The following is a 24273-nucleotide window of genomic DNA, read 5'->3' on the forward strand; positions in this document are numbered from 1 at the left end:
AATTACTTCCCAAAAATTGTAACGCATAAATTTCACTTCTACTCAAACAGGAACACGTTGTAACACATTAAAGCAAACCATAGTAGAATGAATGAAAATCGAGATAATTCGATAGATATCGACAAAGAAAATTTTCAAAAAATTGGACATCAATTAATAGATGATATTTCCGACTTTATTTCTAGTATTGATAAAAAACCTGTTACAGTCAACGAAAGTCCAAGTCAATTACAAAGTATATTAGGAAACACGTCTTTGCCAGAAAACGGAATACCTGCAACAGAACTTATACCAAGAGTAACGGATTTATTATTCAACCATTCATTATTTAACGGGCACCCTAAATTTTTAGGTTATATTACTTCATCTGCTTCCCCGATAGGAGCCTTGGCTGATTTACTTGCATCATCTGTAAATTCAAATGTTGGTGCTCATATTTTAAGCCCTATTGCTACAGAAATTGAAAAGCAAACAGTTCAATGGCTTGCTGAATTTATAGGTGTTTCACCAAGTTACGGTGGAATTTTAGTTAGTGGTGGGAATATGGCAAATTTCATAGCATTCTTGGCTGCTAGAACAGCTAAAGCACCAAAAAGTATAAAAAGAGATGGACTCTCGAGTATAGCTAAAAAATTAACTGTTTATTGTTCAAAATCCACACATACCTGGATTGAGAAAGCTACTATATTATTTGGTTTAGGCTCAAATTCAATTCGTTGGATTCAAACTGATTCTTCCAATAAAATGAATAATAAAGTTCTTGAAGAAACAATTAAAAGAGACATAGAAAACGGTTTACAACCAATTATGGTAATTGGTACTGCTGGTGACGTGAGCACTGGTGTTGTTGATAGCCTAAAAGAAATTTCAACTATATGCAAAGCTTATGATTTATGGTTTCATATTGATGGTGCTTATGGTGTGCCAGCTGCTGTTATTCCTGAATTTAAAAACCTATTTGATGGTCTTTCTGAAGCTGATTCCATAGCTCTTGACCCTCATAAATGGCTATATAGTCCTCTTGAAGCAGGATGTACGTTAGTAAAAAAACCACAGCATTTAATTGATACTTTTAGTTCTCATCCGGAATATTACAATTTTACAAGTATCGAAGGAGAAACTGCTCAAAACTATTATGAATTTGGAATGCAAAATTCCCGTGGATTTAGAGCATTAAAAGTCTGGTTAACATTACAACAAGTTGGTCGAAATGGTTATCAAAAACTAATTCGTGAAGACATTGAATTGTCAGAAATATTATTTGACCTAGCTAAAAAGCATCCTGAATTAAAGGCAGTTTCACAAAATTTAAGCATTACTACATTTAGGTATATTCCTAAAAACTATAAACACAGCTTAGAAGATGACTATCTGAATAAATTGAATGAAGAACTTTTGAATGAACTTCAATCTGGTGGTGAGTTATTTATATCAAATGCTATGGTGAATAAAATGTATTGTTTAAGAGCTTGTATTGTGAATTTCAGAACCTCAAAAAATGATATTAAAGAAATTGCTGAAATAATAATTCGAGAAGGAAGAAAGGCTCATTTGAAATTATCCACACAAAAAAAATAAAATGAAGAATTCAACTATAATTCTCTTGACGATCATTACAGGAAGCCTATTAGCGTGTAATGAAATCCAGAATTCAATGGAAAAAATTGAATCTGAAAAAACCGAAACTGAAATATATAGAGATATTGAGTTCGAATCACAAGGGGCAACGCTTAGGGGAAGGCTTTATTTGCCAGAACACAAATCTAATAATTGTCCAGTAGTAATTATGGCACATGGATTTACAACTACAATCAACGGGATGACAGCCGATAAATATGCGCAAAAATTTAGAGAAGCTGGTTTTGCTGTTGCACTATATGATCATCGAAATTTAGGAATAAGTGATGGAGAACCACGTCAAGAAATTAATTTTTGGGTTCAATCCAGAGGTTATATTGATGCTATCGATTTTATTACAAATCAACCCGAAATTGATGAAAATAAAATTGCCGTTTGGGGGGCAAGTATGAGCTCACGTGAGGCATTCCTAGCAGGAACAACCGATGACAGGGTTAAAGCCGTTGTTACTATGATTCCAGCTTTTGGTGAAGAAATTCCCAAAGAAGATAAAGATGGAAGTTTATTTGTTTTTGCTAAAGAAACCCTTCTAAATGATGATATAATGAGTTTACCACATACAACCACAGAACAAATGCCAATTGTTTCGACAGACCAAAAAGGAACACCTTCTGCATTAACAGATTTAACAGCCTATAACTGGTTTATTGAATATGGTGGTCGGTTTGGCACGCATTGGGAAAATGTAGTTTCATTTTCAAACATTGAAGTTCCTGATGATTTCAACCTTGGTCAATTTGCAGGTCAATTAAAGGCTCCAATATTAATGGTTGTTGCAACCAATGATGAAATGAATGGAGCAAACCCAAAAGTGACTAAATATGTATATGACAACATAAACCAGCCAAAAGAATGGGTTGATATTGATGGAGGGCATTTCGGATTATTGTATTATCCAAGCCTTCTATTTGATAAATCGAGTATAGCACAAATTGATTTTCTAAGTACATATTTAAAATAAACTATCTTGAAAAAAATTCGAAAAGAAAAAGAGAAAATAATACGAACGTGGAAAGGCTGGACTACAATAGAAAATGCACCGATTTATGAAGATATGCTTATTAAAGAGGTCTTTCCCACAGTGAAAAAGAACGGAGTGGATGGTTTGGAAAAAGTTAGTATTTCCACTAAGAAAAACATTGACGAAATGGAGTTTTTTCTTGTTCTTCAGTTTGACTCTCTGAAATCGGTGAAGAAATTTGCGGGAGAAAAATATGAAACGGCATATATACCTGATAATGCAAAGAAAGTATTAAAAAGGTATGATAAAACAGCTGAACATTATGAATTAAAAGGAGAGTTAATACTCTAATACCTGTAAGAATAACATGTTACTACATTTTGTATAAGTAATAGCCTTTGTCATGCTTTCTGCAGTATCTCATTGAGGAAATTGTAATTTAAAAAGATAGTTTAACTTTATACATGGAACGTGAAGGCAGTATGATAGGTAGCAAAAAGCACGCCACTACGGCCTGGAAGCCGTTACCGGCTACTAATCATACCGCCGACGGTTAAAATAAATTTTAAGCCCATACACAAAGCGCCCTATAACCAGCGTTTCAACTCGAACTTGGCCGCTCAACGACCCTAATGAAGTTTTCAGAGTTGCAGTAAATCTATTCTTTTATCACATTTTAAACTGGAAATGGCCAAACCGTTATACCGCAAACAAAGAAGATACATTATGAAATATGAAGCTTTAAAATTCGAGGAAAAATTTGACCTATTTGACGAACAATGGACCCCTAAAGTCATTGCCGAAATGAATAACTATCAATTTAAACTTGCAAAAGTAGAAGGAGATTTCATTTGGCACAGCCATGAGGATACGGATGAAACATTCATCGTATTAGAAGGCGATCTCCGCATTGATTTCCGAGATGGATCTGTAAACTTGGAAAAGGGCGAAATGTTTGTTGTACCTAAAGGCGTTGAGCACAAACCTTTCGCAGAAAATGAGGCGAAATTATTGTTGATTGAACCCAAAGGCATCGTAAATACAGGAGACAAAAGTAAAACCGAACGTACTGCTAAAAATGATGTTTATATTTAGATTTAAAAGTAACTCAATAAGGTTTGTGGCATAACCAGTGTATAAAGGTGGCAGGCTTCGTCAATTATTGCCCGCCTCCCATTTATCGAATAACTTTTCATTTGTAAACAATTTCAACACGTTGGCGCCTGCACCTTATGCACAATATCGTTAGGTGTAGTTCAAAAACCTTATCAAAAAGAAGACATATGAAACAGATTGAACTAAAGACGAATCCCGGCCGATGGGTCGCTTTTTTTATTTTCTTTTTTGCTTTCTCATCAATATCACTGGTTTATATTTCTGATGTAAATGATTTGGCAGTAATACTCGGTGCTGCATTCGCAGCATCAGCAGTAATAATTACAATCCTGATTTCCATATATAATTCTTACAGTCAAAAAGTGATTTTGTCAGAAAATGAAATCCGGGTTTTCGGGATTCCTTCAGCAACCATATCCTACAATGAGATCCAAAAAATAAGGGTTACCGTTGGGAGCTTTAAAATCTACGGTAAGTCACAAACTCCAATTCTTATATCAAACTTGAGTTCAAACTTTAGGGAGGCGAAGAAATTACTCATCCAAAACATTCGTAAAGAACAAAATGTGGTTTTTGAAGGATCGAATCGATTGATCCATAAATATTTTATCGAATAGTAATACAACCGGCAAAGCGAATTAACCGGGGACACAGCAGAAGATTAGTTTTCGATGTTGCTTATTTTAAATTTTTTGCCGTTGATGAACTCATAATCTTTGTGAGCGTAAAGCGCTGGGTCGCTATGAATGAATAAATATTCAATTACCTTGTCTAAGAATATCATACTTATCGTTTATGTATTTATTTTATCTGTTTCTGACGTCAATTCTCAGAGTGTTGAAGATTTTTTAGAAGCTCTTCCAAGCGAGTACTTTGACAATCTTAACTCGGATGACAGAGAAGAACTCTTAGCAGATAATGAATTCTATCCAGTGGACAACAACGAGAATTTTATTGAAGTTTACCGAATAGTAGAGTCAACAATGGACTATTTGAAAGTAACGATGTCATTTGAAACTGGGCAGAGAGGGTTTAATACGTTTGAACTAAAGAGATGGGCGCTGAATAGTGGAAATTATTTATTTGGCATTTCTAGAGTTGCAGGAACACCAGTTGAATTTATTCAAGCGGATTTGAGCTTTTTTACTTTTGATAATTATAACCTTAAAAAAGTTTCTACCAATATTCCTAAGAATTTAAGCTTACATGATTTTGCAAAACAGGAGACTCCTGATCAGTCTCTTCAAGAATATCGTCAATATGTCAGCTTAGCTATAACATTTAAGAAAGAAGGAAACGATATTTATTGGAGGATTCATGAAAATATGGGAGGAAACGATTTAGATAACAGTTGGTTAAAAGGAAATGCAATACAATATATCTGGAACGGAAAGGATTTTGTTAAAAGTGGATATATGGATTATCCATAGACATAATTGAATCAAAGCGGATCAAGCGGGTTGATTTTCGGTTCTGACCACAAAAAATTGGTTGCTCCGCAATATTGTCGCCAAAACATTATACACCTTAAAATAAAATTGAACCAATGGATAAATTTGAATTCAAGGTTGACCTTAATACCCCTTACATAAAAACAATCCGATTCATTGGAACATTAGGTTTAGGTTTTGTTATTGGGGCCATTGTTTTCACCTTAAAATTTGACGAAGCCGTTGATTGGACAAATTCAGCAACGGTCATTATGTGTATGACATTCTTCGCATTTTTTCCGGGGGCTTTAAAAAAACAATCTCTCACAATTGATGAAAAAGGTATTCATCTGCATAACTATACTTTTCATTGGAGGGAGAAAAAAGAGATAACCTGGGAAAAGGTTAAAAGCATTGGAGTTCAAAAAAATAAAATTGTGATTAAAAATAATGTTGGGTCATCGGAAAAAATAAATTTACCCCTTCACACAAAAGAGCAACTTGAAGAATTAAAATCTTATTTAATGCAAATTAGTGATTATAAAAATCTTGAATACTCAAAATAGTCAACGGTGTAATGCAAGGCGCATTAACCCTAACTACTACGTTGATATAGTGTGTAGGATCATTTCTTGAGGTTTCACATCTTAAAATAACAGTACTGTATATTCCTGCAACCCACCCATGCAGAATTATAATTTTTTTGTGTCCTGAGGATACTGTTTCTATCTAAAATATAGGTTTGATAGTTCAAAAAAATTAAATCAGCTTACATTTTCTTAATCCTTTAGGATCATGTTCAATTGGTATTTCAAACTAGTGCTAAGTCAAGCATGAATTGTCGGAGGAAACCTGTCAGCACCCACTGGATCTGACAGCGTTGATTTTCGACGCTGACAGTCCCGAAGCATCAGTACGATACACTGTGAGGTCTATATCCGACAATTGTAAATTGACTTAACATTAGGAAGTCAGAAAATGGTATTTAGAGAAATACACGAGTTCCGCCAGGTTTTTACAGCCTGTTTTTTTTAACATATTTGCGCGGTGAGTCTGAATGGTATGATCGCTGAGGTAAAGCTTGTTAGCTATTTCCCGGGCTGTTTTACCATCGGTATATTGTCGCAAGACCTGTCGTTCTCTATCCGTGAGTATATCGAGATTGATTAAGTTTTCGGTGGCCGGATTATAAATTAAGAACTCTCTGGATTTCGGGATATAATAGGAGAGACGAGGTTCATCTTTTATATCCGGTTTTTTTATATGAGAGATATCGGTGAATATTGCAAGGGTCAGCCATATTTTTCCATCTCCGTCCAGCCGTGTAATAATCTGGCGTGTGAGAATGCGAAATAAATCGCCGTTTTTTCTTCGATTGATGTTATCAAAACTTGCTGTTGAATAAAGAAGCTTTTCCGGTGGGAGTGAGTTAGCGTAGGTCCATCCGGCTGTGGATATTTTAAAGTGTGCATCGCGGTGCTCTTCAGGAAAAAAATTGAGCAGAAATTGAATGCCGTGTTCCAAAAAGGACTCAGGCGGGTATCCCCAGATTTGGTCAATATCTTCGGCTACATGCAAAAATTCACCCGAGCTGAAATCCATTACGGCATAAGAGTAGGTGCCGAAACCACCGCTGTATCTTTTTAACAGCTCGCGAAGCTTATCAGACGTTACCTCTTCAATGCCTCTTCTGTTGCCGGTCTCAAAGAGCTTTTCGTATTTTACCATTATTTCAGCAATGGAATCAGGCATCGGCTTGCTTGGCTTTAATATTCTTACGATGGGTTTTCACCGTTTCAACACTGATCTCGAGTTTTCCGGCAATTTGGTTTGATGTAAAGCCGTGATTGATTAAGTGCTGTACTTCTTTTTCACGGGCCGTTAGCATTGTAGCAATGTCTTTAAACACGAGCTTCTCGGAATAGTATTCAATTTTATTGGTCTGCCTGCTGTATATGTAAAATTTTACAATCCGTTCGTTCATATCTCCAAAGAGCCAGCTCATATTTATAAAACGCCCGATTACCAGTTTCGGAAGCCCATTATCCGTAAAGTTTAATACCTCGTGTTGATGCATGATGTGAAGAATATCTCCACTTGAACGCTTCAAGCGATACTCAACAGTAAATATAAGATCGCTAAGGTATTTCTCACCGTGATGAAAGTGGGACTCCAAAATATCCTTCAAAAATTTTACAACAGCAGGTTTTTCATCTTCGAGGGTCAGCTCAAATAGCAGGTGCTCATTACCCTTTAAAATGTCTTGCTTGCTGATTCCATAAAGTTTTTCAACATATGGGCTTACATAGAGCAGCTCTGAAAACTCATAATCGTAGAAAATGAAAAAGTAAGGTGAAGGGAGGATGGTTTTTTGCTCATTCTCAATAAGCCGTGGAAGTGCTATATCATCTTTATGCGCTAATTCTGATGAATAAAAGTCACGTTTCCGATACCATTCTATATCATTGTGAGCCTTCATTTCTTTTTACCTTCCCCAAAATACTCAAATATGGGTATTCACTTTTAGAGTAATTAAAAATAAACTCTTGTTAGAGTCAAGAAACTTGCACGCTAAATGGTGTATCAATCCGCAAACACAACTCTTTACAAGCTCAGGGCTTTTATGTACGGATACTATTTTTTTATTCTCTTTCTTTGTTTTTGCATAGCCCCGGGATGTGCTTTGCAAAAGTCACCATCAAACGACCAGCTTGTTGCCGAAGCTCAGGCATTTATGGAAGGTTATGCTCAAGATCTTCGAACAAGAGATGGAACTGCAGTTGCAGCCCGGTACAACAGGTCTGGACACTATATGTTAGGTGCTGGGCATAAACTATTTATTTCCTATGACTCACTGCGAGTAGAATATGAGGAAAGGTGGCAGGGACCTGATAGCTTTGAATGGCAAGATCTGTCCTATGAACCAATCAGTAGTAATGCGATAATGGTATTAGGTAAATTTATTTGGGGGAATGATAATTTTGAAGAACCGGGGCTTTTTTCTTACTCCGGTCTTTTAGTGAGACAGGATGGGGAATTGCGAATCAGAGTTGAAGATTATTCAAGCGATCCAATGTCTATGAAGGAGTTTATTTGTGAATCCGACTCAACTGCAGGATGAGATAACTCTGCACTTGCTACACTTAAGATTCGCAAAATGATTAAGTCAGGGCGTATTAAAAGCGTTCAAAGGAGTTTGGCAAAGAAAAGTTCGAACATCTAATAAATATATATTTAACCGGGTAGTTGTTGAAATTAAAGCTGCTATTCTCTATATCATCTTTTCGGTTTTACTTCATAGGCAAACGGCCCCATGGGGCTTACTATTAACTAAAACGAGAGATTAGATATGAAAAAAGGAATATGTACTTGCGTACTAGTACTGATTATCGTATCGCTGCATCTACCCGCCACATCCCAGGGTCAGCAGCGGGATACACGTAATAATATTTATGAACTGTCTCAACAAGCCTACAAAGCACTGGATCAGAAAGTCAGCGTAGGCTTTACCAGGGGTTTTCAACTCCAGGACAAAAAGGAGGGGCCCGATCCCGTTGCACCCCTTTTTGAAAATATGGGTGATTACTCATTGAAAATTTCCACCGGCGTGGAAATGGCTCAGAAGTATTTTGATCAAGGTTTGCGGCTGACTTATGGTTTCAATCACGCCGAAGCGCATCGGTCATTTAAAGAGGCTGCGCGTCAGGATTCTACCTCAGCCATGGCCTATTGGGGCCAGGCCTATGCTCTGGGCCCCAATATCAACGATCCGCTGCCCGACGATGCGCGTAAAAAAAGCGCATATAAAGCTATTCAAAAGTCACTCGAGCTCCAACATGGCGCAACAGAAAAGGAAAAGGATTTGATTAATGCCTTGTCAGTGCGCTACGGAGTTTCCAAAGATCCCACCAAGCCCATTATGCATAGTTATAATGCCGGCGAAAAGACGGATCTTAACCTGCTAAATGAAGCTTACGCGCAGGCAATGCAGACACTAGCCATTAAATATCCCAGGGACGCCGATATCCAGACGTTTTACGCTGCTTCCATAATGAACATGATGCCGTGGAACTATTGGGACAATCAGGGAAATGCGAACCCGGGAATAGAGAATGCTCAAAAAGCACTTGAAAAGGCTATCGAGATTAATCCCCGTCACCCCGGGGCTCATCACTATTATATACACATGATGGAAAAACCGAAGCCTGAACTTGCTATTCCCAGTGCAGAAGTATTGGCCGGCTTAATGCCTGCCGCAGGACATATCGTCCACATGCCCTCACATGTATTTATCCGGGTGGGTCGTTATAAAGATGCCGCTATGACCAATATTAAAGCTATTTATGCCGACGAGGAGTATATATCACAATGCTATGCTCAGGGCATGTATCCCCTTGGTTACTACCCGCATAATATTCACTTTCTGTGGTCTTCATCCAGCTTGATGGGAAACAGCGCTACCGCTCTTGCAGCAGCATCAAAGACCGCGCAGAAAGTGTCCCCCAGCTCTATGGAAACCCTGCCCTTCCTGCAGGATTTTTACAGCACCCCGATGCTCTCTTATGTTCGCTTCGGTAAATGGAAAGATATATTAACGGTACCTGACCTTGCACCCTACAAGCATATATCGCTGATCCGGCACTATGCCCGAGGTATAGCTTTTGTACGCATGGGCAATTTGAAAGAGGCCCAAGAAGAACTGGATGCGATCGAGACGATGATGAACGACCCTTCACTCGAATCCTTAATGGGGTCTTTTACAAACTCTTCCGCCAGCATAGCCAAGGTGGCTTATCGGGTCGTGGCAGGTGAACTAATGGCTGCCCGGGGTGATTATGATGCGGCCATCGAACACCTTGAAAAAGGGGTTGAAAACGAAGACGCTTTAAATTATAGCGAACCCGCTGCCTGGCATATTCCGGTCAGACAAACGCTGGGGGCCATACTTTTAAAGGCCGATATGCCTTCCGAAGCGGAAACTGTCTATCGGCAAGATCTTCAAAAAGTGCCTCTTAACGGCTGGTCAACCATCGGTTTATATAATAGCCTGATTGCCCAGGGAAAGAATGGCGAGGCAAGAAGAGTTAAAGCTCAATTTGATAGCGTATGGAAGGAAGCAGACATTGAAATTTCTTCCTCTGTATTTTAATTACGCCTCAGCTGTAATGGTTACACATACTTGATAGCTTATCGCTGAGGCCTGATATCAAAAATTGAGACACCCTAAGAGCGAAAGGGTCTTGTTTTGCTATGTCACAAAAACACCAGGGCTTTGCTAAAGAGAACGAGAGGCCCGGATTAAGGCAACGTACAATGGTAATTATAATCGGCTTTCAAAAATCAAAGCTAAATATGACCCTGATAATTTTTTCAACGTCAATCAGAATATCAGGCCCTACTCTTCTGTATAGCCAAAAGCTGCAGAAATGTAAAAGAGGTATGGATCTGATTTATAAATGCTAATAAAAACCTAAACAAAGACATGAGGAGCGATATGAAGTCACTAAATATCTTAATGGTAATATTCTTTTTTGCAGCAAGTAGCCTAAGCGCGCAAACTACACAGGCACAAGAAAATATTTTTCCCGAATATACAGAGGAACAGCGATGGCAAAGAGCTGAATCAATACTAAATTCATATGTTTTACTTGTTATCAGATATGGAAAATTAATGGGTCAGGATATTGAAGAGGTAGCTAATGCTACGGTAGAGATATTTGGTCCGGGTTGGAGTAACGATTTAACTCCATTACAGATGGTTAAATATCTGCACCGTAATTGGATGGCGTCCCAAAATGCAGAATTTGAAGTACTGGAGGCCTCTGAAGAGATCATCCGGGTACGCATGAATCGACCCTATCTTGATTTTTTCGGCGAAAATGGTGAAACAGGTGGAATATCTGTTAATGACTATGAAACACTTCTTGGCCTTTTCTTTGAGCAAATTGCAGCAGAGCGTGGTATGGTATATAAGCAGCAGGTAGAAGGTGAATCGATGATGATAGTTGTTCGGAAGCTTTAAAGTTCAGAAGCTATATGATTTAGGAGGATTTATGAAATTATGCATGTTGATCCTATTGACATTTATTTCAACAGCATGTACTCAGAAAGTATATAATGCGGAGCAATACGAAGAAGATATTGCGGAAATCAATGAGCTGCGTGAAAAAGAATTGGAGGCGGTACTGGCAGGTAACGTGGATTCACTGATGGCAATCAGAACAGATGATTTCATTGCCATGTTACCGGGTATGCCGGCCATTAAAGGGAAAGAAGCTGTTCGCGAAGTTCTTACCGGAATGTTCGGGCAAATGGAGGAATTTGAACATAACACCATATCAGAAGAAGTTATAGTCTCAGGAGATTGGGCTTTTCATCGGGGGACCTATACCGATAGAGTTACATTAAAATCCGGCGGAGAGACTATGGCTTTTGAAGGGAAATTTCTCTGGATACTTCAACGGCAGGAAGATGGATCATGGAAGTATGCGATTCAAATATCGAATAGAAATGGATCTGGTTCAGATTAACCTGAATAAAGCACATAAAATTAAGAACAAGCTGAAATGAATTGAATAGTGTTTAATACAAAAAAAACAGTTTAAAATTTGAGGAGCCTTATGGTTACGAACCGACCATTCTTACTGCGCTTTCTTTTCTTGTATGTACTATTTTATACATCTCCTTTCCCCCTTGATCAATTAGGCATACTGTATCTAAGAGATATCTATGAATTGATGTGGATTCCTGTAATCGATTGGGTTGGCAACCTGTTCATTACTATAAATATTGCTGATTTAGGTATCGGACCAGATACACCTTTGGAATTCATTTTAGCTTTAGTCTTTGCTGTTTTATCTGCCCTGGGAGCATTAGTATGGACCCGTTTTGATACTTCGGACAAAAAAGTGACCTATTGGTTTTTCTTATACCTAAGGCTTTATCTTGGTTTAATAATGTTTACTTACGGAATTGGCAAGATACTTCCACTACAAATGCACCATTTTCCTTTGAGTCGTCTACTGGTAACCATTGGTGACTCTGACACCTGGGGGTTAACATGGAATTTTATGGCCTTCGGCCGTGGATATGAAATATTTACGGGATTGGTCGAAGCTGTCGGGGGCATCCTTTTGTTTCACCGCAGAACAAGACTTTTAGGCGGCCTCATTTTAATTGGCGCTTTGATCAATGTGGTTGCCATTAATTTATTTTATGGCGTACCGGTTAAATTATTTGCAAGCCACTTGCTGTTATTTTCTATTTTAATCGTCCTTCCGGACTCAAAAAGAATATTTAATTTTCTCGCCAATAATCCTGTTGAATCTCTGGATGAGATAAGACCTGATTTCAGCAAAAGACAAAGGTTATTTATTGATAGTACGAAGTGGATTTTTGTCACGATAGCAATGTTTCTAAGTATTAATTATAGCTTATCCTTAGTTAAGGAAATGTCGGATGTTCCCTTATTTGGGATTTACGAAGTAGATAAATATGTGCTTAATGGAGAAGAAGTCCCGCCTCTGGCTACAGATTCTGTCAGATTAAAATATATGGTGATCGATAATAACTATGGAATTCAGATGATACCAATGGATGGTGACTATAAATTGATTCCGGCCGAAATTGATACAATCAACCAAAAAATTGCATTTAAAGAAAGTCTGATGGGTGAAGACAGTTTGTTTATCGATTACAACTTCCGGGATAGATCGTTTGAACTAAGGGGAGTAACAGGTGAAGACTCTCTCTTTATTACCGGACAGATACTTACTGAGGAAGATTTTAGGATCAATCAGAATCGTTTTTATTTAATTCGTACGCATGAGAATACGCAGCATAACACAGCTTGGCCAAGACGCTAACATCAGATAGATACTTATATAGTTTCTCATGTGTTTCACAGTACGAATACTAAATTGAGTAGGGATCTCTAAGGTGTTTAATCCGTCGGGCGTTATGTCATTTATTGACATCAAAAAAATTAGCAGTTCATTTTATCAATCTTAAAAAAGGGGAAAGATGAAAAAATCAATACTTTTTTTAATCGGTATTTTATTTTCTTGTTCCAGTCTTTCATTTGCCCAAGATATTGATAGCAAACTTATACAGGATATCACTCAAAACTGGGTAGATGTTACGAATAACGAAGATATAGAGGGTCTACTGAAAATTTTGACTAACGACGTCATTATTTTCTCACCAAATGCAGAGCCGGCAATGGGTAAATCAACCATTGAAGAGATTTATAGCCCTTATTATCAAGCTTATGATCTTGAAGTGACAGCCACCATCAATGAAATGCATATTTCGGAAAAGATCGCTTATGTGTGGACTTTGGTAGAAGGAACGAGAGGCCCGAAAGGAGGAAATGAATTTGATAACTTTAATTACAACAATCTCTGGATCCTTAAGAAAAATCAATCGGGTTGGAAGCTATGGCGACTCATGTTCAATAGCCCATCTTAGTTGGTATTAAGATCTGAATCCGGGAATTAAAATATTGGGTGAATTATATGTTTAAAAAATTTTTCAAAGAACTTGCGATAGGGGTATTCGTCAGTGGCTTGTTTTTGTTATTTCCTTATACAAATGCATTTACACAGGATATGAGGGAAATGGAAGTAGTGTACAAGCTTTCGGAAATGTCTGAGGTAACGATTCAGAAAGGGGCAGTCTATAAAAGTACTGAAGAGAGAGACTTAACGATTGATCTTTATTATCCTCATTCAGCTGATAATGAAGAAAAATATCCGGCAGTTATTTTTGTATTGGGCTATCCAAATTTTAATCTCAAAGAGATGCAATCGTATATTTCATGGGGGAAATTAGTTGCCACACATAATATGATCGGTGTTAACTATGAAACTTCAAATCCTGAAACCGATCTGACAGATTTAATTAATTACCTGCTTACCAATGCAGAAGAATTAAATATTGATAAAGAGAGGATTGGAATTTGGTCCTGCTCGGGCAATGTTCCGGTCGCCCTATCTCATCTGCATAAGTCCTATAAGCCCTATCTTAGATTTGGAGTGTTTTATTATGGAATAATGAACACATCTGACCAAAAATATCAGACAGAGATTGATAACCTATCTTCCAACTATGGCTTCATTAGCCCGCATATAAAGCCCGGACAACAGTTACCGAAAGATCTGTCCATGTTGGTAGTCAGGTCAGGGCAGGATAACATTCCAAATATCAATGATACCATTGATCATTTTACAAATATTGCTATCTCAAATAACTTACCGGTTACTTTGATTAATTTTTCTGATGGGCAACACGCTTTTGATTTTATGGATGATAAGGAAGAGTCCCGAAGAATTATTAGGCAAACACTTACATATATGGAAGAAAAATTTTCTTCTAATTAGATCGAAGTATAACAAACAATTCAAGCGGATTTTTAACGTGACTTGGCTTGCCAGTTAGACGTTTAATTCGTTGTAGCTGTTTTTTGAAAAAACACTTAAACACAAGACCGCTAACCAACCTTCCTCACCGATGTAATGTAAGACGAAGTCTAATTGAGTACTTCATAAGTACATAAAAACTTTTAAGTACTGATGTGGGTATTTCAATTTCAAAACTGATTAAACCGCTTTCCGGGTTTCGATAAAAATTAGCTGATTTTATAAAGCTTCTCAATAACTGCCTAACTGTCTGTCACGTGGGTACTCTATACGATAGGAAAATGGGATGGTTTGGGTCTGACCCGGATCGAGATTAACGTCCCATTCAAGAATCCCTGTACTTTCATTGAATGCCGCGCCACTTCGTTCTGTGAGTTCAACACTGATCTCCGATTGTCTGGAAACAGGAATCTGGTCTTTAACCGTTACAGAAACGGGTTCATTGCCGGTATTTCTCAGAACGATTTCCCAACCGTGATTTTCGCGGGTTCGGCTCCCGAAGAAATTCTTGGACGTTACATCCCGGACCCGGTTTCGTTCAGCAAGTATGAAGTCATTCTGGCCCAGGGATAACCGGAGCGACTCTTCAAACACTTCAGTTGTAATCCGGCTTTTACCTGTAAAGGAACCATTCATAAAGAGATTGGCTTCGCCGTCAATCAGATGCAATGACTCCCAATCTTCAATTTCTGCGACCAGAAAGACACCGGAATTCAGTTTGGGAACGGTTATATGATGAATATCAACAGCCGTCTCTTCTCGATGAAACGGTAGTACCGCACGGTCACCCGATGGAATCGAATGGGGCTCCTGAATCTCATAACTGAAGCGAATCTGTTCGTCCGTACGAATAGAAACACCCGGTGCAGCCTCAGTCTGTGCTGCAGTAACAACTACTTCGTTCAAACTTCGCTGGGCATCCATTTGCATGGCTGATTCCTCCGGTTGAAAATCGAGATATTCGGTTGAAATGTCAGGCACGGTATTGCCTCTCTGATGCCGGCCGGACGATATTGCCAGACTCACCCGGTTCCAATCCTCTCCGGTATCCTGATAAATCTCGGCCTTATAATCGAGAGTGAGTGGAGAGTTTGGCCCGGAATAGCGAACATCGTAAGAGGGTGTCCACCCGGCACGATAAGCGACGTAAGAAAGATTCAGAGAGGCGGCTTGATCTCTTGGAGAATCGATTACTGCCACTACTTCATTGCTTTGCCGACGTATTTCATTTTCCAGCTCATTAATCTTCCGGTTTATCTCATTCAGGTTTTCACTGACCCTAGCTAACTCTTTGTCCGTTTCAATTTTCCGTGATTCGATCGTGCGATAGCGTTCACGATAATATTCCATGGCTTCCTTCAGCCCGGAGAGCTCCACTCCCTGGCCATCGGTAAGGTTTTGATTGGCCGCAAGCAGATTGAGTTCCCGGGTAAGATTGGTTTGATCGGCATTGAGAAGTGTGATCTCATCCTCCAAATTCTGTTTTATGACAGAGAGGGAATCCAGTTCTTCGCGTTTATTAGCAGATCCATTCTGATTAAGTTGTGTATTGAGGCTTAAAAGTGTTAAAGATCCCTGTTCTGTACGTAAAGTGATGGTCTCTTCGTGAATCTGGCGGGTAAGTCCGGTAAACACTACTTGACTGATTCCGGCCGGCAGCTCTACTTCGGAAGATCTTTGGACAAGTGCTCCGTCACGATAAACCGTAACCTGATCGATAGTGCTTTCTATTTGTAGTGAATCTCTTGAGGCGTCACCGGTTTCAGCCTGAAATGTAAGCAGAAGTAGAAAAGCAATGAATAGATTCATAAGAAGATGATTTGTTTGGCTTGAGTCTGTATGAGAAAGTAAGAAAAATTATTTACCTCCATACGTGTAAAATGGTCAACCGATTGAGGTATATACACGGTCGAAAGGTATTGGATTATTAAACTCAGGCGAGCCATTAATTTTGAGGCGTTTCAATGCCTGTTCAAAAGATGAGGATGCAGATCGTCCCGGATTTTTTTACGGCAAAGTTGAGTTTACGGCGTATAGATCTTGTGTTACCGGTTTTAGATTTTTAATTACTTTATTTAGTAGTACATTTGTATCAAATTATACGTGGTCGCTTCGCTGCCAAGTTGTTTAATCTATAAAACATACACAGTTGAGTAAAAATATTTTGATTGGGACTATATTGGGGATCGTTATTTTAACTGCCGGAATTTTAACTTTTATTCATTTCAGCAATGATCATGTGGAGTGCGAAACGATTGTTGAAAATTCTGTGGGCATTAATGGCGAAATTATTACGACTGAAAGACACATCTGTAATGAGAGGTTTAATTTTTAACCTTTTCTTTCATCTCAACTGCTAAGACCAAATAATCAAAATGAAAATATTCATTAACTATTTTGTTTGGATGTTTGGCGGGCTCTGCTTGATCACACTTTTCATTGAATTCCCATACACTGTTTATCAGGGAACAGAATTTGGTTCTAACCCGAGTTCGATTTTAAGATTATGATAAAAAAAGCTGACGCTGTCCAAAAAGTGAATCAACACAGAATCAAGCTTAAATAATTTAGACTTCATATCCCTCTCTATTGGTTAGAGAGGGATATAGGGTGAGTCTGAAGGAAAAACTAAATTATTTAAGCGCTTTTCAAACTAACTACCTTTTTGGACAGCCTTCTGGGTGCGGTTACGAAACTTTTGTTTAAGCAAAAAACCAAAAAACTGAGCTGTGGCCCTTTTCAACCACCCCTAAGTCCCCTCCTTGGAAAAGGAGGGGATTTTCAAGCAACAAAATCAACGCATTATTAATCGAACTCAGGTTTCTACTGCCCAAACCATGGGCTACTACCTCATATTCAGCTCTTTGTTTGCACTATATCGCGCCTACTCCACAAAGAAGTTTACCGGAAAATTTGTAGAGACTTTATAGTCAACTTGAGCTCGTGGTAAAGATTTAAGAAATGATGCAATCCGTCACATTGAGCGCAATTTCGAGGGTGCTTTTTCCTCGAAATGTAGTCGAAATGTGTTTTCGACTCCGTTCCGACCAAAAAAAGGTCGAAACTGCGCTCAAACTGACGATTATCGATAAAATTATATCGAACTCAGGTTAATTAACCAGCCTGGAAAGCAAAACGGTACAATCTTTTAAATCTTTAATTGAAGCGTCAGGTAAAACGTACGAGGTGGGGAAGGGATGATACCCGGTCCGGGATATCCGGTGGCTCGTCGTGTAAAATACCAGTTGTTCAGCACGTTGTTGATTCCTGATTCCAGGGTGAAATTTCTCCATGAATAGGAAGCGGAGATATCCATAACATCATAGGCCGGAATTTCACCGCGGATGCCGCTCTGGTTATCAAATGGATTCTGTTCGGCATTGGACGCATCGGTATACTGGCCGGAAACGTAGGTGTACTGAAGGCTTGTCTGCAGATTCTTGTATCCGGCCCTAAACCCGGTTTTCAGATTCAAAAATGGTACAAATTCAACCTGATTACCTTCCACTCCGGCAATATCGGAATCAAGATAATCAGACTTTGTAACCGCTGTATTGGCAAAGACACTGAACTTCAGATCACGGTTCTCTTTGATAATAAACGGCAGCAGGTTTACCTCCACAAGACTTTCGATACCGTACATAAATGCCTGTCCGATATTCCCGCGAAAACGAACAACCCGCCCGGTCTCTTCCGGGTCACCCTCTGCATTAATCCGGGTTTCTGCCCGCAGAACCTCACCGATGCGATTGTCGTACATCAAGCCGAATCCCCCAACGTCGTAGGAGATATTCTCTCCAAACCGCCCGCGAATACCAAAATCTGCCGTAAAACCGCTCTCGTCGGTAATCTCCGGATCCACCTGAAATGTCGGATTGACAATGCGGATATCGTTGAACGTTACAGAGCGATAATTCTGGGAGAAATTACCGTAGAATTCGGTTTTGGGAACAGGCAGATAGCTGAGTCCGACACCCAGCAGAACAAAGCTGCGTTCAAAATCCCGGTTGTCCTCGAAAGTTTCATTCTGAATGGGATTTCCGGCCAGATCAAAATTTACGCGTTTAAATGACCCGCGGCTCCGGGTGTTGATATATTCAAAACGAAAACCGGGGGTGATGGATAAATTATCTTTCAGGTAAAAGATGTTCTCTCCGAAAATGGCCACGTTTTTGTTTGGGAAGGTAAAATCCGATTGATTGGGAAAGTTGGGAAATTGATCATCAGCCAGAGTGAAGTCAGCCTCAGCGCTGGCTGATCCGGGTCCCTGAATGGACGTGTTTTTGGAGTTGTAATATTTTGAGCCGATTAGAAACACGGAGTTTTTAACTCCAATTTTGTAGCGATGCAGAAACCGGGCTTCGGCTCCCCAGTTGTTGAAATCCCCCAGAATGAGATCACGCGGGGCGTCAAGATCATCCTCTTGCGAAACACGGTTGGTTCGGAAACCGAGGGATTTACGGGAGGCGTCTAACCCGAAAGCCATCAGACTTAATTTGGTACGGGATGAAAAGGTATGCTCCAGCGTTGCGGAGGCTAATTTCCAGTCTACCTCAAACCAGTTCCGGGTTCGATTGCTGACTTCCGGGTTGCGATAAAACTGAGCATCAGTCAGTCCACCGGGCTGTTGGGCGAGATAGTACAGATATGTAAAATCGGCGCTTAGTTTTGTGTTTTTCCCTAATTGATAATCGGTGTAGATGTACGCATTCTGTGACTCAAAACCGGAATTTGGCCGAAAGCCGTCTCCATTCTTATAGTTGAAAAATCCGTAGTAGCCCAGCTTTCCGGTTGTTCCGCTCAGGCTGTTGAAGGAGGTAAAGAGCGCGTTTGAACCCACAGATTGTCGGGTAGTAAATTCGAGATTTTTAGTCCGGATCGGTTTCTTCAGTTTGAAGTTGACCAGACCGCCAAACTGAGTTCCATATTGCAGGGAAGCCGCTCCGCGTATGACCTGAATTTCATCCAGCGCTTCGGCGGTAGGGGTGTAGTAGCTTTCGGGATAGCCGAGAACATCCGCGCTGATGTCGTACCCGTTTTGTCGGACATTAAAGTTGGATGAACGGCTGGGGTCGAGCCCTCGGCCGCCGATATTGAGCTGAAGTCCGGCGTCGTTCGATTCAAAAATGTTCAGTCCGGATATCTGACTGTAAATCTGCCGTGCATTGTTACCCGAGGTGTTGACAACCATTTGCTCGAGGTTGATGACTTCTGTTTTCTTGCCGGCAAAAATCGAGGTTCCCTCAACTTCCCGCAGCCGTCTCATAGTGAATACCTGATCTTGCCGGTCTGTGACTGACAGCTCGGTCAGCTCCCTGGATAGTTTTTCCATCTCTATTGAGGTGTCCAGGTTTTCTGAATCCAGGGTGACGGATTTTTGCACCACTTCATATCCCAGCTTGTAGAAAAAGAGGACATACGTGCCGTCGGACAGGTCATTGATCTCAAAATAGCCATCTTTATCGGTGCTGAATGATTTCCCGGCGTCGTTATCGTAGATATCTACATTCTCAATGGGTTCCTTGGTCTCTTTGTCTACAATGTATCCATAGATCTGATGCTGAGCCTGGGCAGACAACCCAAAACATCCAAAAAGAAGAAATAAACTAAAGGCCTTTAATTTCATCATTAAAAGAGAGTAACCAGGTTCGGTGTTTAAATGAGGGTTCAATTTCGGTTAAATCCACATCGGGATTTACATAAGGCTGACTTCGACGTCCGTTTAGCGCCACATAGCTTTCCACGTAAATTTCGGGGTCATCAATGCCCTGTTGTTGATAATGATTTTCCAGAAAGTGAGCGTACTCCAGAATAAAATCGGGCTGTGAGGACATCTGTTTTTCCTGAAAACGGGTCAAAAATTGTGTGTTATCCACGTAAAATCGCTGACCGTTTTCCGGATTAACCACTTTGAAATTGGCATACCCGGCTTTTTCCATCAGCATCACCCGCCATGAAAAACGATAGCCCTCTTCGGTCCAGAACAGTTCACCGGGATATAACATATACCGGAAGGGTATCAGCAGCTGGAGGATGAAAAATAGTGTCAGAATTCCAACGGATGATTTTCGGATCCATACCCTGGGAAATTGATAGTGTTTACCGTTATCGAATAGAGATTTGGAGATCCTGAGCCATTCAGAAACTTTTGCCAGGATCTTATTGTGTAATCCCGCATCAAAAAAGATGAGGGCACTCGCAATCATGATGTATGGAAACATCCCGATAGGGAAGAGTACCCGTGTGAGTACATGGAAGATCACAACCAGGGCGAAAGCAAAAACCCGAGTTCTCCGGTAGAGGAGCAGGAAAGGGATTGTGAGATCGTATATGGCGCCGCTCCACGCGAAAGCGTAGTGAACCCAGGTTTGCTGCAGCAGATCCCCGAGCAGCGGAATGGAGTATTTGGCCGGAAGCCAGATCTGCAGCGGCATGGCTTCAAACAGCCAGTCGGAGTTGAGCTTGGCAAGGCCGGCGTAAAAATAGACGATCCCCAGCAGCAGCTTGATAGAATCGACAGACCATCGGGGTACTTGTTGAGATCTGAGGTTTTTATCACGATAAGCATCGACTGAATAGTAGGCGTGAGCCGGCAGAAAAATCATCAGAAAACTGAGGATGCTGATGAAATAGTAATGGTTCAGATAGGTGGTTTTGTCCATCAGCTCGATGTAGGTGAAGCTGAGGAAAAAGACGATGATGGCAATGCGGTATTTGAATCCGATTGCCACGAAGAGGGCCGACAAACCGCAAATCGTAAAAATAAGATAGGTCCATTCGCCAAGCGGCTGCACCCATTCGAAGCCGTAGTATGAGAAGAAGAATTGCGGCTCAATGTAGAGCTTGTAAATCCAGCCGTTGGCCGCAAAACGAACGATGCTCCACAGCATCAGAATTCCAAACAGGATTCGGAAAACGGCTAATGGAGCAGCATTCTGAGTATCGGTAAAATAGGAGCGAATGGTTGATGAATTCACTGATTAGTCGCCGTCTGCGTCCACATAATCCACGTTAATATTGAGGGCCTGAAGCATATCCACTTTCATGTATACGACGTTTTGCTGCAGTTCATCGTAGGTAGAAAGCATCAGGGAGTTATCAGATTCTACCTGCGCGGCAAAATCGGGATTCAGTGCGTCAGCTTCCTGACCGGCCAGTTGAAACTGACTGTTAATCAAACCGGTTAAATCCGCTCCGTCTTTCATGGTGTTCAGGTAGTCCAGATAATCATCCAGGCTTTGGCCATCGATTTCACTATCGAAATGAACGCCATTGAAAAAGTTGACACTGGCCGTCAGAGCTTCATTAAACAACGCCTTGGAAAACCCATTACTATAGTATGCTTCAACATGAGTGCTCAGGGGAGTTCCTGAAAATACTCCGGCGGGAATACCAATTTTTCCGGCTCTGAGGTGTTTCTCGTAGTAGAAGATATAGTCGTTCACCATCATGTCCAGAGAAGAATTGGCGCCGTTACCTGAGTTGCTCACAAATTCGTCGCGGTAACCGGAGGTCCAGTTGCCCAGCACCTGATTGGTTAAATCGTCAATTCGTTGTGTTAGATCTGTAAGGTAAGTACGATAGTTTCCGGCATTTTCGACGGTGGTATAAAATGAGAGAATTTCATCGTCGTTTTCACCGAGGCCATGCAGTAAATAATCAAGAGCCGGAAAACCCTGGCTGTCGGTCAGTGACGGCAGTTCCAGGTTATAATTACCGGATTGAATACTGTTTTCGATCTCTTCAGCATCGGTGGGGTAGATGTTTAGGTAGTCCCGGAAGCGGATCTCCATGGCCAGGCCCATTTCAAACATGGACACGTGCTGGAATGCAAGATAGGCTGATTCCCAACTGTTTCGGAGCGATTCAAGATTTTGTTGTGTAGGATCGGCAGCAAAGGTTTCCGCGGAAGCGTGAAGCTGATCGGTGGTTTCAGAAAAATTGGTAAATGCCGGGATGATGATATTATCGGCCCAGTTTTCTAAAATCGCCTCACGGTCAAATTCATCTGCACTTGGTCCTGACGGGCCTTCATCAGTACAGCCCCAAATCAGCAGAATGGTAAAAATAAATAAAGCAAATTTCTTCATAGTCATAGTTTTTTTAAGAGCAAAAAGCCGGCAGTCATTTACAGCTGCCAGCTTTTATGTAAGGAATTTGAATTAGTTAGAAGCAGCTTCTTCTAATGTAAAATCAAATTTATCGGCAATTTGTTCAGATAAATCATCAAGGGTTGATGTTTCAACATCCCAAAGACCATTTTGGCCATCATCAAGCAGATCGGTGAGCATAGCTTCTACTTCGCTGCTGCTCAGGTAAGGCTGCTCGGTGCCCGGTATTCGGGTGAACTGAAGGCTGTAGATAAATCCATATCCTTCGGAAAGGGAATGGAAAGCTGAGCCCAGTTGCTCATCTTCAATTTGACGCTTACCGGCCTGCAGATAGTAAACTGCACGCACGCCGATTACTTTTGAAATAGATTCCTGAATAATAGCGGCTTGCTCGTCGCGAACTTCATAATCTCCGGCAACGATAGCAGCACGACCCAGTTTGAAAGCCTCAAACATATCTTCGGCCAAAGATGAGAAGTCATCGTCTTCACTCACCTGACCTGAATATTTGTTCAGAAAGATATCGTCACTGCCGATAGTGGCAATTGGATTCGCGGGATTCGCTGAAGTTCCAAAAATATAGCCGTAAGCTTCGTCCCATTTATGCTCCATGGTTGTATAGTTAGAGCCTTCTTCGGTTTCTCCGTTATCGTTTTCCTCACGGTTTGAAGCTTCATCCAAAACGGCAGGACTCAGGTAGTTATTCAGCATTTGATCGGCCATCAGTGCACCGTTCAGACTTTTGGCTACCATTTGGTTGTACTCCAGACCTTGTCCGTTGATGTAGCGCTCTTTGGAACCGTCAGCAATTTGTCCGGGTACGCCGGGTGTTGCAAGCAGATTTCGGTTTGGAAATACTTCCTCGACCTGAGCGATCAACCATGTTTCAAAATCATTTTTGATTTCTGCACTCAGAGTTGCGTTACCGGTAAAATAATCGCGGGAAGCGGCTACTTTACTTTTAACGCTTTTGGTGGATGTGTTGAGTTCTTCCTCAGAGTATGGGTCTACTTCATTGCCGTTTTCGTCCTGATTTCGGTACATTTGAAGCAGAAGTTCTTCTGTGGTATTCTCAAAATCCAACATAGCTGAGAACAGCTCATCAGCCATTTTGATTCGTGTAGTTTGTCCTGAAAAGGCTACTGTAGATTCACCGTTTCTTTCAAATTCGTATGTGGGAGGGACTTCAATATCAGTGTCGTCGCTGCTATTGATATCGCAAGAAACAAAAAAGCTGAGTGTTAAAAGAGGTAAGAGTAATAATCTTATCGTTTTCATTCTTTGGTAAGACCTTTGCGGTTAATAGTTGTGGTTCTGTTTAGTTATTTAGAATGAGTCTAAGTTAAGAAGATCATTAGCTCTTGCAAAATTTAATTAGATCAAATCTAAATAATATTTCACGTGTCAAACCACGTTGGGGGTAGCGAAGTTTATACGTTTTTAAAATCGAATACCCTTGAGATTCTGAAGATTACTTATTCAGGTTTATGAATTATATGCCTTTCAATGATTTGTAGATGTTCCGTGTATTTACCACTTTATAGACTGTATTAGGCAGATCTGTTTTATTTTCCGGAATTAATTAGAGAGCATCCGGA

Annotated in this window: 21 protein-coding genes and 1 pseudogene; 15 read left to right on the top strand and 7 right to left on the bottom strand. The window is 40.3% G+C overall.

Annotation, left to right across the window (positions count from 1 at the left end; genetic code table 11):
- Positions 1 to 87: 87 nt before the first annotated feature.
- The 7 genes from U5K35_RS12020 to U5K35_RS12050 all read left to right on the top strand — a co-directional run bounded on the left by U5K35_RS12020 (position 88) and on the right by U5K35_RS12050 (position 5711).
- Positions 88 to 1578: an aspartate aminotransferase family protein gene (locus U5K35_RS12020; RefSeq protein WP_322571707.1), complete on the top strand. Its 1491-nt coding sequence runs from the start codon at positions 88 to 90 to the stop codon at positions 1576 to 1578.
- Between the two features lies 1 nt (position 1579).
- Positions 1580 to 2599, top strand: coding sequence for an alpha/beta hydrolase (locus U5K35_RS12025; protein WP_322571708.1), 1020 nt, complete (start codon positions 1580 to 1582; stop codon positions 2597 to 2599).
- Positions 2600 to 2605: 6 nt separating this feature from the next.
- The gene (locus U5K35_RS12030) at positions 2606 to 2950 is read left to right on the top strand and encodes a hypothetical protein (protein WP_322571709.1); all 345 of its coding nucleotides are present in this window, start codon (positions 2606 to 2608) and stop codon (positions 2948 to 2950) included.
- 375 nt (positions 2951 to 3325) lie between these two features.
- Positions 3326 to 3694 carry a cupin domain-containing protein gene (locus U5K35_RS12035; protein ID WP_322571710.1) on the top strand — a complete coding sequence of 123 codons (369 nt, stop codon included), beginning with the start codon at positions 3326 to 3328 and terminating at the stop codon, positions 3692 to 3694.
- Positions 3695 to 3882: 188 nt separating this feature from the next.
- Positions 3883 to 4332 (top strand): hypothetical protein, encoded by a 450-nt coding sequence (locus tag U5K35_RS12040; protein ID WP_322571711.1) that lies wholly within the window; start codon positions 3883 to 3885, stop codon positions 4330 to 4332.
- A 129-nt stretch (positions 4333 to 4461) separates the two neighbouring features.
- A complete protein-coding gene (locus U5K35_RS12045) occupies positions 4462 to 5145 on the top strand; it encodes a hypothetical protein (protein WP_322571712.1) in 684 nt (227 codons plus the stop codon).
- Positions 5146 to 5261: 116 nt separating this feature from the next.
- Positions 5262 to 5711 (top strand): EbsA family protein, encoded by a 450-nt coding sequence (locus U5K35_RS12050; RefSeq protein ID WP_322571713.1) that lies wholly within the window; start codon positions 5262 to 5264, stop codon positions 5709 to 5711.
- A 397-nt stretch (positions 5712 to 6108) separates the two neighbouring features.
- Here U5K35_RS12050 and U5K35_RS12055 read toward each other — a convergent pair whose 3' ends face one another.
- Both U5K35_RS12055 and U5K35_RS12060 read right to left on the bottom strand, forming a co-directional pair.
- Positions 6109 to 6897: a helix-turn-helix transcriptional regulator gene (locus U5K35_RS12055; protein ID WP_322571714.1), complete on the bottom strand. Its 789-nt coding sequence runs from the start codon at positions 6895 to 6897 to the stop codon at positions 6109 to 6111.
- A complete protein-coding gene (locus U5K35_RS12060) occupies positions 6890 to 7624 on the bottom strand; it encodes a LuxR C-terminal-related transcriptional regulator (RefSeq protein WP_322571715.1) in 735 nt (244 codons plus the stop codon). The genes U5K35_RS12055 and U5K35_RS12060 overlap by 8 nt, the downstream gene beginning before the upstream one ends.
- Positions 7625 to 7768: 144 nt before the next feature.
- Here U5K35_RS12060 and U5K35_RS12065 point away from each other — a divergent pair, with 144 nt between their 5' ends.
- The 8 genes and pseudogenes from U5K35_RS12065 to U5K35_RS12095 all read left to right on the top strand — a co-directional run bounded on the left by U5K35_RS12065 (position 7769) and on the right by U5K35_RS12095 (position 14525).
- Entirely contained in the window at positions 7769 to 8266 is a 498-nt protein-coding gene (locus tag U5K35_RS12065) for a hypothetical protein (protein WP_322571716.1), read from the top strand.
- 228 nt (positions 8267 to 8494) lie between these two features.
- Positions 8495 to 10294, top strand: coding sequence for a hypothetical protein (locus tag U5K35_RS12070; protein WP_322571717.1), 1800 nt, complete (start codon positions 8495 to 8497; stop codon positions 10292 to 10294).
- A 133-nt stretch (positions 10295 to 10427) separates the two neighbouring features.
- Positions 10428 to 10556 (top strand): annotated as a pseudogene (locus U5K35_RS19730) (BBE domain-containing protein); the annotation flags it as partial.
- Between the two features lie 83 nt (positions 10557 to 10639).
- Complete coding sequence (locus tag U5K35_RS12075) at positions 10640 to 11167, top strand: hypothetical protein (RefSeq protein ID WP_322571718.1); 528 nt, start codon at positions 10640 to 10642, stop codon at positions 11165 to 11167.
- A 31-nt stretch (positions 11168 to 11198) separates the two neighbouring features.
- A complete protein-coding gene (locus U5K35_RS12080) occupies positions 11199 to 11675 on the top strand; it encodes a YybH family protein (RefSeq protein WP_322571719.1) in 477 nt (158 codons plus the stop codon).
- 90 nt (positions 11676 to 11765) lie between these two features.
- Entirely contained in the window at positions 11766 to 13010 is a 1245-nt protein-coding gene (locus U5K35_RS12085; protein WP_322571720.1) for a hypothetical protein, read from the top strand.
- Positions 13011 to 13167: 157 nt separating this feature from the next.
- Entirely contained in the window at positions 13168 to 13614 is a 447-nt protein-coding gene (locus U5K35_RS12090; RefSeq protein WP_322571721.1) for a YybH family protein, read from the top strand.
- Between the two features lie 47 nt (positions 13615 to 13661).
- Positions 13662 to 14525: a hypothetical protein gene (locus tag U5K35_RS12095; protein WP_322571722.1), complete on the top strand. Its 864-nt coding sequence runs from the start codon at positions 13662 to 13664 to the stop codon at positions 14523 to 14525.
- A gap of 270 nt (positions 14526 to 14795) precedes the next feature.
- Here U5K35_RS12095 and U5K35_RS12100 read toward each other — a convergent pair whose 3' ends face one another.
- The 5 genes from U5K35_RS12100 to U5K35_RS12120 form a co-directional block, all read right to left on the bottom strand.
- The gene (locus tag U5K35_RS12100; RefSeq protein ID WP_322571723.1) at positions 14796 to 16373 is read right to left on the bottom strand and encodes a mucoidy inhibitor MuiA family protein; all 1578 of its coding nucleotides are present in this window, start codon (positions 16371 to 16373) and stop codon (positions 14796 to 14798) included.
- A gap of 1339 nt (positions 16374 to 17712) precedes the next feature.
- Positions 17713 to 20193 carry a TonB-dependent receptor domain-containing protein gene (locus tag U5K35_RS12105; protein WP_322571724.1) on the bottom strand — a complete coding sequence of 827 codons (2481 nt, stop codon included), beginning with the start codon at positions 20191 to 20193 and terminating at the stop codon, positions 17713 to 17715.
- Positions 20171 to 21541 (bottom strand): HTTM domain-containing protein, encoded by a 1371-nt coding sequence (locus U5K35_RS12110; protein ID WP_322571725.1) that lies wholly within the window; start codon positions 21539 to 21541, stop codon positions 20171 to 20173. The genes U5K35_RS12105 and U5K35_RS12110 overlap by 23 nt, the downstream gene beginning before the upstream one ends.
- A gap of 3 nt (positions 21542 to 21544) precedes the next feature.
- The gene (locus U5K35_RS12115) at positions 21545 to 22654 is read right to left on the bottom strand and encodes an imelysin family protein (protein WP_322571726.1); all 1110 of its coding nucleotides are present in this window, start codon (positions 22652 to 22654) and stop codon (positions 21545 to 21547) included.
- A gap of 72 nt (positions 22655 to 22726) precedes the next feature.
- Positions 22727 to 23953, bottom strand: a complete 1227-nt coding sequence (locus U5K35_RS12120; protein WP_322571727.1) for a DUF4856 domain-containing protein — start codon at positions 23951 to 23953, stop codon at positions 22727 to 22729.
- Between the last annotated feature and the right edge of the window lie 320 nt (positions 23954 to 24273).

This window comes from Rhodohalobacter sp. (assembly GCF_034521535.1).
Taxonomy (GTDB): Bacteria; Bacteroidota; Rhodothermia; order Balneolales; family Balneolaceae; genus Rhodohalobacter.